The sequence below is a fragment of the Thermomonospora umbrina genome (assembly GCF_003386555.1).
GTDB lineage: Bacteria > Actinomycetota > Actinomycetes > Streptosporangiales > Streptosporangiaceae > Thermomonospora > Thermomonospora umbrina.
Genome location: NZ_QTTT01000001.1, coordinates 2,030,450 through 2,044,306, shown reverse-complemented (window position 1 = coordinate 2,044,306; position 13,857 = coordinate 2,030,450). Strand labels below are relative to the sequence as shown.

Genomic DNA, 13,857 nt, shown 5'->3' with positions numbered 1-13,857 from the left:
CGGCGACCCGCAGCGACGAATCAATCACGAAAGGGCATGGTCCGGCCGGAGCCGTTGCGGCGTGCTCTTCAGTCGTCTTCCCGATCGCCGTCGTCGACCTCGGCGACCCCGGTGATGCGGTGCAGGGTGAAGCGCCGCATGGCGGCCCTGGTCGCGTCGTATCCGGTGAGGAATCCGCCCTCGACGCGTACCGGCTCGACGATGCGGCTGGAGGCCTGGCCCTGCTGGTCGAGATAGCCGATCCACACCCGCGCGCCGCGTTCCACGGCGCGCCGCAGTTCCTCGACGGTCGCCATCGAGGCCGAGCGGGGCGGCTCGCCCGGCGGGAGGCCGGGGCGGGTGCGGGCCAGCTCGGCGCCGTGTCGGGAGGCCTCGTCGCCCGCCCGCAGCGCCCGGACGGCGGCGGCGATCATCGTCGGGTCCCGGCCGTCCTCGGTGAACGTCCGGGCGGGTTCGGCGCGGGCGCCCGGGGGGACCTCGGCCCGGTGCGCGTCCGGGCGGGTGATCACCACGCCGCCCTCGGCGGACTCGGCGACCGGGGCCAGCCCGAGCCCGCGCAGCGCCTCGAGCAGCTCGGCGCGGGTGAGCCGGGACGCCAGCACGGTGGGCGCGAGCCGTTGCAGCGGCAGCGACTGCGCCCGCCGGTCGGCGAGCACCTCGTCGAGCACCGCCGGGTCGTCGGTGCGCACGTAGGAGGTCATGGTGCCGACCCGCAGGTGTCCGTGCCGCCGCGCCACGTCCTCGATCAGGTACGTCAGGGGCTGCGGCAGAGGCGTCGCGGAATGCCGGGTCAGCAGGTCGGACAGGTCGGCGGCGGAACGGCCGGCGTCGAGCGCGCGGCGGACGGACGCGGGGGTGAACCGGTAGACGGTCGCGCCGCCGGTGGACTCCACGTCGGCGGCCAGCGCCAGTTCGCGCGCCAGCTCGGGGACCAGCGGGCCGGGGGCCACCGCGGTCAGGTCGGCCTGGATGAGCACCGTGTCGACCGGCTTCGGCAGGTGCGCGGCCAGCCCGACGGCGCCCCGGCCGTCCAGCAGGGCGGCGGCGTACGGGGCGAGCACCCCGAACCCGGTGAGGCCCAGCGTCTCGGCCTCCCGGAGCGTCCAGCCGACGAGCCGGTCGCGGAGCACGCCCCGGCGGCGCGGCTGCTCCCAGGCGAGGCGGGCGCGGACCAGGTCGGCGTCCATCGCGCCGCCGGACTCGCCGAGCGCGCGCAGCGCCGCCCGACGGATCTGCGGGGCGCCGCCCCGCACCGGCTCGTCGCCCAGCGCGTTGATCACCCGGTCGCGTTCGTCGCGGTCGCCCGCCAGGCCCGCCACCCGGTCGGTGTCCAGCCACGCCGCCGCCAGCTCCGTCCAGCGGTCGGCGGTCTCGCGCAGCCTCCACAGGTCGTACGCCCTGGTGGGCAGCCAATCGCCGTCCACGCCCCGTTCGCCGGAACGTGCCAGCAGCCCGGCGGCGTACGCGGTCTCGGCCAACAGCGCCGCCCGCCATTCCTCGACGTCCAGCAGGACGGCGGCGGCGCGCAGGTCGCGCACGCCGAGGCCGCCGCTGCGCAGGGCCGACGGGGGCTGCACGCCCCAGCGTTCGAGCAGCTCCTCGACGAGGCGCACGGTGGTGAACGCCTGGCCGGCCGCGGTGCGGATCACCAGCTCCGGACTGCGGGCCGACGGGACGTCGGCCATGGGCGGGCGCGCGGTGACGTCTCGGAAGAGCAGCCCGCCGCGCAGGTGGAGGGCCACTTCGCGGGGGAGCGTGACCGTCCGGTCGTCGGTGGCGGCCAGCAGCCCACGGGCCAGCAGCCGGTCGATGGGCGTCTCGGCCGTGGCGGTGCGGACGGCGCGTCGGGCCTCGGCGACGCGCCCGACCGGCGGACCCCAGGCGAGCTGCTCCAGGGCGTCGCGCGCCTGCGGCCCTGCGTCGTCGATCAGCGCGGCGGGCTCGGCGAGCCGCGCGGCCAACCGCTCCACCAGGTGCGCGGTGTCGGGGAACCCCCGGGGCTCGTGCCCCTCCAGATCGGTGACCAGCGCGGTCAGCCGCTCGGTGGAGTATCCCGCGAACACCTCGGCGGCGGGCGGCCCCAACCCGGCCGGCTGCGGCAGCCCCTGTCGAAGGCCGGGCGCGGTCCGCAGCCGGTCTCGCCGGGGCGGGCCCGGGTCGGTCGGCCCGTCGTCCCAGACGAGGCCCTGGTCGCGGAGCCGGGTGACGGCGGCCTGAACGTCGTCGGCGTCCGCGTCGGTGCTCTTGGTCAGGGCGTGGACGACGTCCTCGTACGGGACCGGTTGGGGGAGGACCAGCAGGGTCTCCAGGACCGCCAGGGTGAAGCGGTCGAGGCGGTCCAGGGCGCGGGAGACGGCCGACGGGGTCGCCGCGCGGGCCCCGAGGGCGGTCAGGTCGGCGGGGACGGGGGCGATCAGTTCGGGCCGTGCGGACAGCAGGGTGCGCAGCGCCTCGTCGTCTCGGGCGCGTAGCCAGTCCGCGTAGCTGTCCATCCCTCCAACGGTAATGCGGGGCCCGCAGCGCCCGGACCGTCGGAGCGTGTCAGGCGGGGCTGCGTTCGGTGGTGACCAGGCCGAGGCCCAGACGGGCCCAGCCGTTGACGAAACGGGCCTCGTCGATGCGGGCGGGGGCCTCGTAGAGGGACTCGTTGGCGAGCCAGTAGTTGACCACCGCGCCGCCGAGGACCGAGGCGATCGCCTGCCAGTCCTCGTCGGCCCCGGCGTACTCGGGCTGGCGGGAGAGCCAGGTGGCGATGCTGTCGTAGAGGGGGTTGACGATACCCTCGCGCATCTCGGTGATCAGGCCGGGGAACTGGTCGAGGTCGCGGAACAGCACGCGCACCAGGTCCTGCTCCTCGCGCATCTTGGCCAGCCCCGCCTTGCAGGCCATCCGCAGCCGCGTCTCGAGCGGGCGGTCCTGGAAATGGGGGACGAGCTCGAGGACCTGGACGATCTGCTCCCGGGTGCGGGTGATGTGCTCGCGCACCGCCGCGCCGAGGACCTCCTCCTTGGACCGGAAGTGCCGGTAGAGGCCGCCCGCGCCCGGCGACAGCCCGGCGGCGGCCTCGATCTCGGCGACCGAGGTGGCCGCGTAGCCGCGGTCGGCGAACAGCCGGAGCGCTTCGGCCACGATCCGCTCGCGCGTGGTTGTCGTCATGTTCGTCCCCTCCGCCAGAACAGTAGGGCATCGATGCGGGCGTCGCGCGCGTCGGCCGCTACGGCACGCCCGAAAAGGTGATCGCACCCGCCCCTTTGCCCGGACCACTAGGCTGCGGGAGCACGCCGCGGCGTGGCGGCCGCACGAGCGGGTGTCGTGCCGGGACCCGTTTCAGGAACGTCAACGGAAGGGGTCGAGGTGGCCTTCCTCCCCGACGACTTCGTCGTGCCCACTTTGGTCGCCGGGCAGCGGTTCCGGATCCGCCCGATCACGGTGCACGACGTCGTCAAGGACTACGACGCGGTGATGAGCAGCCGCGGGCCGCTGTGGGAGCGCTTCGGCGGCTGCTGGGGGTGGCCGCGGCCCGACCTGAGCTTCGAGCAGGCGCTGGTGGACCTCGGCTGGCTGCAGAAGGAGGGGCAGTTGCGGCGGTCGTTCACGTTCGCCGTGCTGACCTCGGACGAGGAACGGCTGTTGGGGCGCGTCCACATCCTGCCCCCGCCGCCGGCGCCCGACGCGGACGTGGACGCCGCGGTGGTCTTCTGGGTGCGGGCCGACGAGCAGGGCACCGGCCTGGAACGGGACCTGGGCGAGTTCGTCCGCGAGTGGACCACGGTGACCTGGCCGTTCAAGAAGGTGCGCTTCCCCGGCGAGGACATCGCCTGGGACGGGTGGAGCATCACCTGATCCTCCGCGTCCGCCGTCCGGCGGGGGTTTCGGATCGGGGTCGGTCCGGGATGATTGGGGTGGTTGGCGGGTGACGGAGCGGGTATAGGGCGAGTACGAAACCACGGTTTCGGGCAGGCGGAATTCCCCGTCCTGACCGATGCCCGTTTCGCGCAGGGCCCCCGCGTCCTCCTACTCGGATCCCGTCGCATCGCCACTACCGGGGGGACGCGGGCTCTTGCACGCCCGGACGTCGACATACCCTGGGTCCGTGCTCCCTCCCGACCTTCCTCGCGGGCCAGGCGGTCTCGCCGTGGGCTTCGACCTCGACCTGACGCTGGCCGACACCCGCCGGGGCATCGGCGCGTGCTTCGAGGCGCTGGTCGCCGAGACCGGGGTCTCCATCGACATCCCCACCGTGCTGGGCAGGCTGGGCCCGCCTTTGGAGCACGAGCTGTCGTACTGGTTCCCCGCCTCCGAGGTCGACGCCATGGCCGCCCGCTACCGCGCCATGTACGGCGGCATCGCCGTCCCCGCCAGCGAGGCCATGCCCGGGGCGTCGGCGGCGATCGAGGCCGTGCGGGCCCTGGGCGGCCGTACGGTCGTGGTCTCGGCCAAGAACGAGCGCCATGCCCGGGCGACGGTCGAGTTCCTCGGGCTGCCGGTGGACGAGGTGGTCGGCGGGCTGTTCGCCGCCGCCAAGGGGGTCGCGCTGCGGGAGCACGGGGTGAGCGTGTACGTCGGCGACCACACCGCCGACGTGGACGCCGCCCGCGCCGCCGAGGCGCACAGCGTCGGGGTCGCCACCGGCCCGTTCGACGCCGAGGCGCTGCGGGCCTACGGCGCCGACGTGGTGCTGCCCGACCTGGTGGCGTTCCCCGACTGGTTCGCCCTGCGGCCTTCCGGCGGGCTGAACCCGTACCCACCGGGCCCCGATGGCGTGCGGCCGCGGGCCATGGCATAACAGGTTCACCCGTTTGCGGACGAGGCACTACCCTTAAGCCCAATTCGTATCGAGAGCTGGATGAGGTCACCTGTGCCCACTGGCAAGGTCAAGTGGTACGACACCGACAAGGGATTCGGCTTCCTCACCCGGGACGACGGCGGTGAGGTCTTCGTCCATTCCTCCGCCCTGCCCGGCGGCGTGACGTCGCTGAAGGCGGGGCAGCGGGTGGAGTTCGGCGTGGTCGAGGGCCGCCGGGGGCAGCAGGCGCTGTCGGTTCGGACCCTGGAGACCCTTCCGTCGGTGGAGAAGTCGGTGGCCAAGGCCCGGCGCAAGAAGCCGGACGAGATGGTGCTGATCGTCGAGGACCTGATCAAACTGCTCGACGGCATCTCCAACACCTACCGCCGGGGCAAGCACCCCGCCCCCAACGAGGCGAAGAAGATCGCCACCGTGCTCCGCGCGGTCGCCGACGACCTCCACGACTGACCCTCGGGCCGCCCGCCGATCGGGCGGTCAGACGGGTTCGTGGTGGGGTTCCGGCGGGCGCTTGTGCAGGGCCGCGCGACTGCGGCGGCCGGCGCGGCGGGCCCGGCGACCCCGCCGGGCCAGGAGCGCGGCGAGGGACAGACCCAGGGCGGTGGCCACCCCGGCCATCGCCACGCGGCCGTCGGCGACGATCGACATGCCGAGCCCGGCCAGCCCCCCGGCCACCCAGACCAACTGGTGCAGGGTCTCGGAGACGGCGAACGTGGACGAGCGGACCTCCTCGCCGATCTCCTGCTGGACCACCGCGTCCATCGAGAGCTTGCCCAGCGACTGGCCGAAGCCGCCGACGAAGGCCACCGCCAGGGCCGCCCACAGGCCGAAGAACGCCGCCCCGACGGCGGCCACGGCGGTGGCGAACCCCAGCGTGGAGAAGATGATCAGATGCGGGGCGCGGGCCTTCATCCAGGCGCCGAGCCCCGTCCCGGCCAGCCCGCCCGCGCCCGCGAACGCCGCCAGGAGACCCAGCGCCACCGTGTGGGACACCGGCTCGAAACGACGCTCCCGCAGCAGGAACGCCAGATAGAGGATCAGGAAGCCGGTGAACGCCCGCAGCGCCGCGTTCGCCTGCATCGCCTCGGCGACCACGGGGCCCACCCGCGGCAGGGTCCGCCAGCGCCGCCCCTCGCCGGGGACGGCCCCGGCCCCCGGGACACGCCCGGCGTCCTCGACGTCTCGGGCGGATTCGAGGCCCGGGGAACCGCCGTCCGATTCGAGGACGGGCCCGCCGGCGACCGGGTCGGCGAAGGGCTCGGGCACGTCCACATGACCGGGCAGCCGCAGGGCCGCCACCGCGCCGAGGACGAAGACCAGCACGGCCGCGCGCAGCAGCCACGCCGGCCCCGCGAGGACCGCGATCCCCGCCCCGACCGCCGCCGCCACCGAGGCCGCGATGAGCCCGGCGAAGGACGCCCGCGCGTTCGCCGTCACCAGGGTGATCTGATCGGGCAGCACCCGAGGGGTGACCGCGCTGCGCAGCACCCCGAACGCCTTCGACAGCACCAGCACCCCGAACGCCGCCGGGAGCAGCGTCACCTGGTCACCGTGCGTGACCGCGCCCGCCATTCCCCAGCACAGCAGCCCGCGGGCCAGCATCGTCCCCGCGATCGCGTACCGGCGGGCGTGCCGCATCCGGTCGAGGACGGGCCCGATCAGCGGGGCCACCAGCGCGAACGGCGCCATCGTGACCAGCAGGTAAAGGGCCACCTGGCCGCGCGCCTCGTTGACGTCCAGGCCGAAGAACAGCGTCCCGGCCAGCGCGACCGCCACCAGGGCGTCGCCGGCGCTGTTGATGCCGGCCGCCTCGATCAGCTTGCCGAGGCCGCTGCGGTCGGCGCCGTGGGCGTGGGTGGCCCGCCGAACCGCGCCGCCGGCCCGGCGCACACCGGACCCGGCGGCCCGCGCGGCACCCCCCAGGCGCGACCGGAACCCCATGGCGTCTAGTCTCCCCTGATCGAGGCGATGCTTATCCCACTCGTTTCGCCGCGCCCTCGTTCACCGGGATCGACCCTCCAGCGTGCCCGTCCATACCGGTGGATGGGGGAGAATCAAGGGGTGAGCCCACTGCGTCAGCCGAAGACCGCGGTGCCCGGTGCGCAACCTCAGCGCCGGACACGCACCCCCGCCGTCGATACAGCCTGCGCGGACGCCGTAGATCTTGCCCGTGCGGCCGCGCAGGAAACCGCCCGTCCGGTGCCCGTCGGCGACCATCTGGGGATGCAGCCGGAGGCCGACCGGGTCCTCACCCACTTTTTCGCCTGCCTGGATCCGGCCTACAAGGGCTGGCGCTGGGCGGTCACGGTGGCGCGGGCCTCCCGCGCCAAGGCGGTCACGGTGAGTGAGTGCGTCCTGGTGCCCGGTGAGGACGCGTTGATGCCGCCGCCGTGGGTGCCGTGGATCCAGCGGCTGCGCCCCGGCGACCTCGGTCCCGGCGACCTGCTGCCGACCGCGGCCGACGACGTGCGGCTGGCGCCGGGCTACACCCAGACCGGCGACGACGCCGAGCGGCAGGCCGATTGGGAGCCCGGGCTCGGCCGGGCGCGGGTGCTGTCGGCGGACGGCCGCGACGAGGTGGCCGCCCGCTGGTACGAGGGGACGGCCGGCCCGCGCACGCCGATCGCCGCCTCCGCCCCCGCCCAGTGCGCGACCTGCGGCTTCTATCTGATGTTGGCGGGCGGGATGCGGCAGTTGTTCGGGGTGTGCGCCAACGAGTACGCACCCGACGACGGCCGGGTGGTCTCCGCCGACCACGGCTGCGGCGCCCATTCCGAGGCCGTCATGGTGCCGGCGGGCGCGGAGGTGCCGCCGCCGATCGTGGACGAACTGGGGTACGACCTGATGCCCGTGTCGTCGTTGGCCGACGAAGAGGCGCTCGGCCATAGCTGACCGGCGATGATGGCCTGGTGATGACCGAACCCGCCGAACCCGCCGAACGACTCGCGCCCGCCGGACGCGACATCCCGGACCCGTACCGCACCAGGGCGGTACGGGACCGGGTGCTGGCCGCCTGGACGGCCTCACCCGCGCGCTTCCGCGAGGACGCCAACACCGAGGAGGACCACGCCCTCGGCGGCTACCGCGACCGGGTGATCATCGAGCTGGCCCAGAACGCCGCCGACGCCGCCCTGCGCGGGGGCGGCGCGCCCGGCCGGATCCGCTTCCGCCTCGCCGAAGGCGTCCTGACGGCCGCCAACACGGGCGCCCCCCTGGACACCGCCGGAGTCGAGGCCCTCTCCACGCTGCGCGCCTCGGCCAAACGGGACGAGCCCACATCCGTCGGGCGCTTCGGCGTCGGCTTCGCCGCCGTCGTCGCGGTCAGCGACGAACCCGCGATCTTCTCCACTTCCGCCGAGCCGTCCGCGCCGGGTGGGCCGTTCGAGGGGTTGGGCGGGGTGGGGTGGTCGGCGGCGCGTACCCGGGAAACGGTGGGCGCGATTCCCGAGTTGGCCGAGGAGTTGGCGCGGCGGGGCGGGCAGGTGCCGGTGCTGCGGTTGCCGTTCGCGGTCGCGGGGGGTGGGCACGAGCCCGGGTTCGACACGCTGGTGCGGCTGCCGTTGCGGGATGCCGAGGCGGAGGCGAGCGTGCGGCGGCAGCTCGCGGAGGTGGGGCCGGCGCTGATGTTGGCGCTGCCGGGCCTGCACACGGTGGAGATCGAGGTCGACGGGGAGCCTCGGGCGATCATCGCCGAGCATCGGCCCGACGGCGTCGTGGTGATCGACGGGGTCCCGTGGCGTACGGTCGCCGAGGAGGGGACGCTCGACCCGGCGCTGCTGGCCGATCGGCCCACCGAGGAGCGCGCCCGACCCGCCTGGCACGTGCGTTGGGCCGTACCCGAGGACGCGCCGGGGCACGGCGGCGCGGAGGCGGTGCTGTACGCGCCGACCCCCAGCGGGGAGCGGCTGGACGTTCCGGCCCTGCTGATCGCCTCGTTCCCGCTGGCGCCCGACCGGCGGCACGTCGCGCCGGGGCCGTTGACCGACTTCATGATCGAACGGGCGGCCGAGGCGTACGTGCGGCTGCTGCGCGAGCTGCCCGCCACCCCGGCGCTGCTGGGGATGGTGCCCGGAGGGCTGCCGGCGGGGGAGCTGGACGCGCGGTTGCGGCGGGCGATCCTGGAACGGCTTCCGGAGACCCCGCTGCTGCCCGTGGGCCCGCCCGGTGAGGAGATCCGCGCGCGGGGCCGCGACACGGTCGCCGTGGACGGGTCCGCCGAGCTGTTGGACCTGCTCGGCGAGGTGCTGACCGGGCTGCTGCCCGCGGACTGGCCCGCGACTCATTCGGCGTTGGCCGCGCTGGGCGTTCGGCGGCTTCCGCCGGCCGACGTGATCGACCTGCTCGGCGGGCTCGACCGCGAGCCCGCCTGGTGGCGTCGGCTGTACGCCGCGCTGGCGGGCTCGGTCACCGGCACCGACTCGCTGGGGGCGCTGCCGGTGCCGCTGGCCGACGGCCGCACGGTACGGGGCCCGCGCGGCCTGCTGATCGCCGCCGAAGGGGTCGATCCGGAGTCGTTGACGGTCCTCGGGCTGCGGTTCGTTCATCCGGGGGCCGTCCATCCGCTGCTGATGCGGCTGGGCGCGGTCGAGGCGGGGCCGCGCGCGGTGCTCGCCGACCCGGCGGTACGGGCGGCGGCCGCGGGCTCGTTCGACGTCGACGACCCGGAACCGGTGGCCGACGCGGTGCTCGGGCTGGTCGCGGCGGCCGGGACGGACCCGGGGGACGAGCCGTGGCTGGCGGAGCTGGCGCTGCCGGGCGCGGACGGCGACCTGTACGCGGCCGGTGAGCTGCTGTTCCCGGGGAGCCCGCTGCGGGAGATCATGGCCGCGGACGCTCCGTTCGGGGTCGTGGCCGCCGAGCTGGTCGAGCGCTGGGGCGAGGCGCCGCTGGAGGCCGCCGGGGTGCTGCGCGGCTTCGCGCTCGTGCGGGAGGAGGACGTCGGCCTGGAGACGCTGGCCGACGACCCGTTCCTCGATCTCGACGACGAGGACGCCTGGGCCCGCGACGTGCTGGCCCGGCTCGGCCCACAGGAGCTGCCGCCGCAGATCCCGGAGCTGACGGCCGTCCGCGATCTCGAACTGGTCGACGACTGGGACGCCGCGCTGCCGCTGCTCGCCGACCCGCCGCTGCGGGCGGCGGTGGTCGACCCGGTGCAGGTCATGCTGTTCGACGGACGGCGCGTGGCCGTTCCCTCGTACACGGCGTGGTGGCTGCGCCGCAACCCGGTGCTCGACGGGCACCGGCCCGCCGACCTGCGCTCCGCCGAGGCCGAGGAACTGGCCGGGCTGTACGACGTCGTGCCCGCCGGCCTCGACCCGGTGATGCTGCGGGCGTTGGGCGTACGGCGTTCGGCCGCCGACCTGCTCGCCGAGCCGGGCGGCGCCGAGGAGCTGCTCGAACGCCTCGCCGACCCCGCCCGAACGGTGCCGCGCCCGCTCCTGCGACGCCTGTGGACGGTCCTCGCCGACCGCGCCGCCACCACCGGCGAGCCTCTCGCCGAGCCCCCGGAACGGGTCCGCGCGCTGGTCGGCGGCGTCCCGGAGGTCGTGCCCGCCGAGGACGCCCTCGTCCTGGACTCTCCCGCCCTGCTGCCGCTGCTCGCCGACCAGCCCCTGGTGATCGCCGCGTACGACCACGCGGTCACCCTCGCCGAGGCCCTGGACCTGTCGCTGGCGAGCGAGGAGGTCCCCGGCCACGTGGAGTCCACCGGGACCGTCACCCCCGTGCCGCAGATCGTGCACGACCTGCTCGGCCCCGGAACGGACGTCCCGCCCGACTACACCGCGCACGAATCCCTCATCGTGGACGGCCGCCCCCTGTCCTGGTGGTACGACGAGGACACCGGAGCCCTCCACGCCGCCGACCCCGCCGGCCTGGCCCGAGCCCTGGCCTGGGCCTCGGGCCGCTGGCCGGACCGCCTCCTTTTGGAGTCGGTCCTGCGCGCCCCGGAGTCACTGCCGACCGCCTTGGCCGAACGCGACCTGGAGCCCTGAGACCCCTCCTCGGCCTGGTCAGGTCGGGGGGAGGGCCTTCTCGGTTTCGTCCGGGGCGGTGGAACGGCCGCGGTGGAGGCGGGGGAGGTACCAGTAGCCGAAGGAGCCGATGGCGATGCCGACGGCGCAGACCCACAGCCACCAGCGGCGGTCCTCGGGGAGGCCCACGACCAGGAGGATCGCCAGGGCGACCGCCCAGGCCAGGACGCCCGCTGCGGCGATCTTGCGGTCGTCGGTCCGCAGCGGTGGGGGATCCGGGCGCCGTGGACGTGTCATGACCTCAGGCTACCGAGGTCCCGGACCGGCCCGATCGTCACGTCCGGCCCGGCGGGGGCGGTGTGTCCGGGAATGTCCGGGGCGCGGCCGTCGAGGGCGCGGATGGGAGCATGGAGGGCCCCAGGTCGGGACGAGGTGAGCGGGAGGACGCGGAAGGTCGTACGCGAGGCTAACGATCCGGCGGAATACGCGCGCCTTCCAGATCGTTAGCCGAGGTAATGACTTCTGCTAATGATCATGATCATGCCACAGCAACCGGACCGTCCGGCGCCGCGCCCCGGTCTGGCCGAGGATCTGCGCATCTCCATCGCCCGGCTGTCGCGAAGGCTGCGCTCGGTGAGCGCGTCCGAAGGCTCCGCCGGGGCGCGGCCGGGGGACGGACGGCTCACGCTGTCCCAGCACGCGGCGCTCGCGGCGGTGGAGCGCCACCGGACGATGACGCCGCGGGAGCTCTCCGACCACGAGAAGGTGCAGCCCCCGTCCATGACCCGGGTGATCGCGGCGCTGGAGGATCAGGGCCTGCTGGAGCGCAGCCCGCATCCGACGGACGGCCGTCAGGCGGTGCTCCGGGTGACCCCGCGCGGAGTGGAGCTGCTCCGGGAGGAACGGCGTCGCAGGGAGGCCTGGCTGGCCACACGCCTGCGCGAGCTGACCCCGGAGGAACGGGCGATCCTGCGCCGGGCGGCCCCGATCCTGGACAAGCTCAGCAAGTCCTGACCCGGGCCCGGGATCGGGGCGACGAGGACGAGCCGGAGGAACCCGAGGAACCCGCGACCGGAGGGATGTTCCGGTCGCTGCGCGTCCGGAACTTCCGGCTGTTCGCGATCGGGCAGGTCGTGTCCAACACCGGGACCTGGATGCAGCGGGTCGCCCAGGACTGGCTCGTCCTCGACCTGACCCACGGCAGCGGCGTCGCGCTCGGCATCACCACCGGGCTGCAGTTCCTGCCGCTGCTGCTGTTCGGGCTGTGGGGCGGGGTGCTCGCCGACCGTTACCCCAAGCGCCGGATCCTGATGGCCACCGCGGCCACGATGGGACTGCTGGCGCTGGTGCTCGGCCTGCTGGCGATCACCGGCACCGCCCAGGTCTGGCACGTGTACGCACTGGCCTTCGGGCTGGGGATGGCCACCGTGCTCGACAACCCGGCCCGCCAGACGTTCATCGTGGAGATGGTCGGCCGGCGGGACCTGCCCAACGCGATCGCGCTGGGCAGCGCCACCTTCAACGGCGCGCGGGTGCTCGGCCCCGCGGTGGCCGGGCTGCTGATCGCGGTGGCCGGCACGGGGCCGGTGTTCCTGATCAACGCGGCCTCGTTCGGCGCGGTGATGTTCGGGCTGGCGGCGATGCGCTCGGCCGAGCTGCACCCCGCCGAACTGGTGCCGCGGGCCAAGGGGCAGCTCCGCGAGGGCCTGCGTTATGTACGGGGTCGGCGTGACCTCGTGCTGATCCTGGTGCTGGTGTTCTTCGTGGCCACCTTCGGCATGAACTTCCAGTTGACGACCGCGTTGGTGGCCCGGGAGGTGTTCGGCGGCGGGGCGTCCTCGTTCGGTCTGGCCTCCACCATGCTCGCGGTGGGCGCGCTGACCGGCGCGCTGCTGGCCGCGCGGCGGGTCCGGCCCAGGATGCGGCTGCTGCTGTCGGCGGCGCTGGTGTTCGGACTGCTGGAGATCGTGACCGGGGTGATGCCCACCTACTGGTCGTTCCTGGCGATGCTGGTGCCCACCGGCATCGCGCTGATGACGTTCACCACGGCGGCCAACGCCACCATGCAGTTGAGCGTCGCGCCGGAGATGCGGGGGCGGGTGATGGGCCTCTACATGTTCGTCTTCCTGGGAACCAACCCGCTGGGCGCCCCGTTGGTCGGATGGATGGCCGAGCAGTTCGGGCCGCGTCTCAGCATCGTCGCCGGTGGCGTGGTGGCGACCCTGGCCGCGCTGGGCGTGACGCTCCTCGCGGCTCCGCGCGGCGCGCTGCGTCCGGCCCTGCGGGACTCGCTCCCGGTCGGGCGCGGGGGGTTCGCCCTCCGGCGGGGTCCGGCACGGGCGGGGATGGCCGGAAAAAGGTGACAGAGACCCGGCCCGGCTGACAGTCTTTGGACTGCCCGGCCGCCCTCGACCGGTGTGCCCGGATTCGCCCGGGCCACCCGGCCGACGTACCGGACGGCGAACGTGACGAACGAGGGGACGACGGTAATGACGGTGTCGTTGCAGAAGGGCCAGCGGATCTCGCTGGAGAAGCCCGGCGGTGTGCTGACCATGGTCCGGATGGGCCTGGGCTGGGACGCGGTCAAGAAGAAGGGCTTCTTCGGGTCGCGCGATCGCGAGGTCGACCTGGACGCCTCCTGCCTGCTGTTCGCGGACGGGCGACTGGCCGACGTGATCTACTTCGGCAAGCTGGTCAGCGACGACGGCTCGGTCCGGCACACGGGCGACAACCTGACCGGCGCCGGCGACGGCGACGACGAGTCGGTGATCGTGGACCTGGGGCGTCTCCCCGTGCACGTCACCTCGCTGGTCTTCACGGTGAGCTCGTTCAACGGACAGACCTTCAACGAGGTGGAGAACGCCTTCTGCCGCGTGGTCGACGAGACCACCAACGGCGAGATGGCGCGCTACACCCTCACCGGGGGCGGCGGCCACACCGGGATGATCATGGCCAGGCTCTACCGGCACAACGACGGCTGGAAGATGAACGCCATCGGCGAGCCCGCCCAGGGGCGGACCTTCCAGGACATGCTTCCCATGATCGCCACCCACGCCTGATCCACGACGGCCGGGACCACCC

The 13,857-nt window shown here is 74.3% G+C and carries 12 protein-coding genes; 8 read left to right on the top strand and 4 right to left on the bottom strand.

Going from position 1 to position 13,857, the window contains the following annotated elements; translation table 11 throughout:
• Positions 1-68: 68 nt before the first annotated feature.
• Together DFJ69_RS08870 and DFJ69_RS08865 are read right to left on the bottom strand one after the other, a co-directional pair.
• Positions 69-2,492 (bottom strand): helicase-associated domain-containing protein, encoded by a 2,424-nt coding sequence (locus tag DFJ69_RS08870; protein WP_116022032.1) that lies wholly within the window; start codon positions 2,490-2,492, stop codon positions 69-71.
• A gap of 49 nt (positions 2,493-2,541) precedes the next feature.
• The gene (locus DFJ69_RS08865) at positions 2,542-3,156 is read right to left on the bottom strand and encodes a TetR/AcrR family transcriptional regulator (RefSeq protein ID WP_116022031.1); all 615 of its coding nucleotides are present in this window, start codon (positions 3,154-3,156) and stop codon (positions 2,542-2,544) included.
• A gap of 198 nt (positions 3,157-3,354) precedes the next feature.
• Here DFJ69_RS08865 and DFJ69_RS08860 point away from each other — a divergent pair, with 198 nt between their 5' ends.
• The 3 genes from DFJ69_RS08860 to DFJ69_RS36120 all read left to right on the top strand — a co-directional run bounded on the left by DFJ69_RS08860 (position 3,355) and on the right by DFJ69_RS36120 (position 5,254).
• Entirely contained in the window at positions 3,355-3,843 is a 489-nt protein-coding gene (locus tag DFJ69_RS08860; RefSeq protein WP_245974188.1) for a GNAT family N-acetyltransferase, read from the top strand.
• Between the two features lie 250 nt (positions 3,844-4,093).
• Positions 4,094-4,786, top strand: coding sequence for an HAD family hydrolase (locus DFJ69_RS08855; protein ID WP_245974186.1), 693 nt, complete (start codon positions 4,094-4,096; stop codon positions 4,784-4,786).
• A gap of 72 nt (positions 4,787-4,858) precedes the next feature.
• Positions 4,859-5,254, top strand: a complete 396-nt coding sequence (locus DFJ69_RS36120; protein WP_116022029.1) for a cold-shock protein — start codon at positions 4,859-4,861, stop codon at positions 5,252-5,254.
• Between the two features lie 27 nt (positions 5,255-5,281).
• Here DFJ69_RS36120 and DFJ69_RS08845 read toward each other — a convergent pair whose 3' ends face one another.
• Positions 5,282-6,745, bottom strand: coding sequence for an MFS transporter (locus DFJ69_RS08845; RefSeq protein WP_211328558.1), 1,464 nt, complete (start codon positions 6,743-6,745; stop codon positions 5,282-5,284).
• A gap of 258 nt (positions 6,746-7,003) precedes the next feature.
• Here DFJ69_RS08845 and DFJ69_RS08840 point away from each other — a divergent pair, with 258 nt between their 5' ends.
• Positions 7,004-7,696: a DUF3027 domain-containing protein gene (locus DFJ69_RS08840; protein ID WP_245974184.1), complete on the top strand. Its 693-nt coding sequence runs from the start codon at positions 7,004-7,006 to the stop codon at positions 7,694-7,696.
• 20 nt (positions 7,697-7,716) lie between these two features.
• Positions 7,717-10,797: a sacsin N-terminal ATP-binding-like domain-containing protein gene (locus DFJ69_RS08835; RefSeq protein ID WP_116022027.1), complete on the top strand. Its 3,081-nt coding sequence runs from the start codon at positions 7,717-7,719 to the stop codon at positions 10,795-10,797.
• Positions 10,798-10,815: 18 nt separating this feature from the next.
• Here DFJ69_RS08835 and DFJ69_RS08830 read toward each other — a convergent pair whose 3' ends face one another.
• Positions 10,816-11,073, bottom strand: a complete 258-nt coding sequence (locus DFJ69_RS08830; protein WP_116022026.1) for a DUF2530 domain-containing protein — start codon at positions 11,071-11,073, stop codon at positions 10,816-10,818.
• Positions 11,074-11,316: 243 nt separating this feature from the next.
• Here DFJ69_RS08830 and DFJ69_RS08825 point away from each other — a divergent pair, with 243 nt between their 5' ends.
• The 3 genes from DFJ69_RS08825 to DFJ69_RS08815 all read left to right on the top strand — a co-directional run bounded on the left by DFJ69_RS08825 (position 11,317) and on the right by DFJ69_RS08815 (position 13,835).
• Positions 11,317-11,790, top strand: coding sequence for a MarR family winged helix-turn-helix transcriptional regulator (locus DFJ69_RS08825; protein WP_211328557.1), 474 nt, complete (start codon positions 11,317-11,319; stop codon positions 11,788-11,790).
• Positions 11,791-11,855: 65 nt separating this feature from the next.
• Positions 11,856-13,139, top strand: a complete 1,284-nt coding sequence (locus DFJ69_RS08820) for an MFS transporter (protein WP_116022025.1) — start codon at positions 11,856-11,858, stop codon at positions 13,137-13,139.
• Positions 13,140-13,265: 126 nt separating this feature from the next.
• Complete coding sequence (locus DFJ69_RS08815) at positions 13,266-13,835, top strand: TerD family protein (RefSeq protein WP_116022024.1); 570 nt, start codon at positions 13,266-13,268, stop codon at positions 13,833-13,835.
• Positions 13,836-13,857: the final 22 nt, after the last annotated feature.

Coding starts and splice junctions, on each gene's coding strand:
- DFJ69_RS08870 (WP_116022032.1), bottom strand. CDS start 2,492: ATGGACAGCTACGCGGACTGGCTACGCGCCCGAGACGACGAGGCGCTG.
- DFJ69_RS08865 (WP_116022031.1), bottom strand. CDS start 3,156: ATGACGACAACCACGCGCGAGCGGATCGTGGCCGAAGCGCTCCGGCTG.
- DFJ69_RS08845 (WP_211328558.1), bottom strand. CDS start 6,745: ATGGGGTTCCGGTCGCGCCTGGGGGGTGCCGCGCGGGCCGCCGGGTCC.
- DFJ69_RS08835 (WP_116022027.1), top strand. CDS start 7,717: ATGACCGAACCCGCCGAACCCGCCGAACGACTCGCGCCCGCCGGACGC.
- DFJ69_RS08830 (WP_116022026.1), bottom strand. CDS start 11,073: ATGACACGTCCACGGCGCCCGGATCCCCCACCGCTGCGGACCGACGAC.
- DFJ69_RS08825 (WP_211328557.1), top strand. CDS start 11,317: ATGCCACAGCAACCGGACCGTCCGGCGCCGCGCCCCGGTCTGGCCGAG.
- DFJ69_RS08820 (WP_116022025.1), top strand. CDS start 11,856: ATGTTCCGGTCGCTGCGCGTCCGGAACTTCCGGCTGTTCGCGATCGGG.
- DFJ69_RS08815 (WP_116022024.1), top strand. CDS start 13,266: ATGACGGTGTCGTTGCAGAAGGGCCAGCGGATCTCGCTGGAGAAGCCC.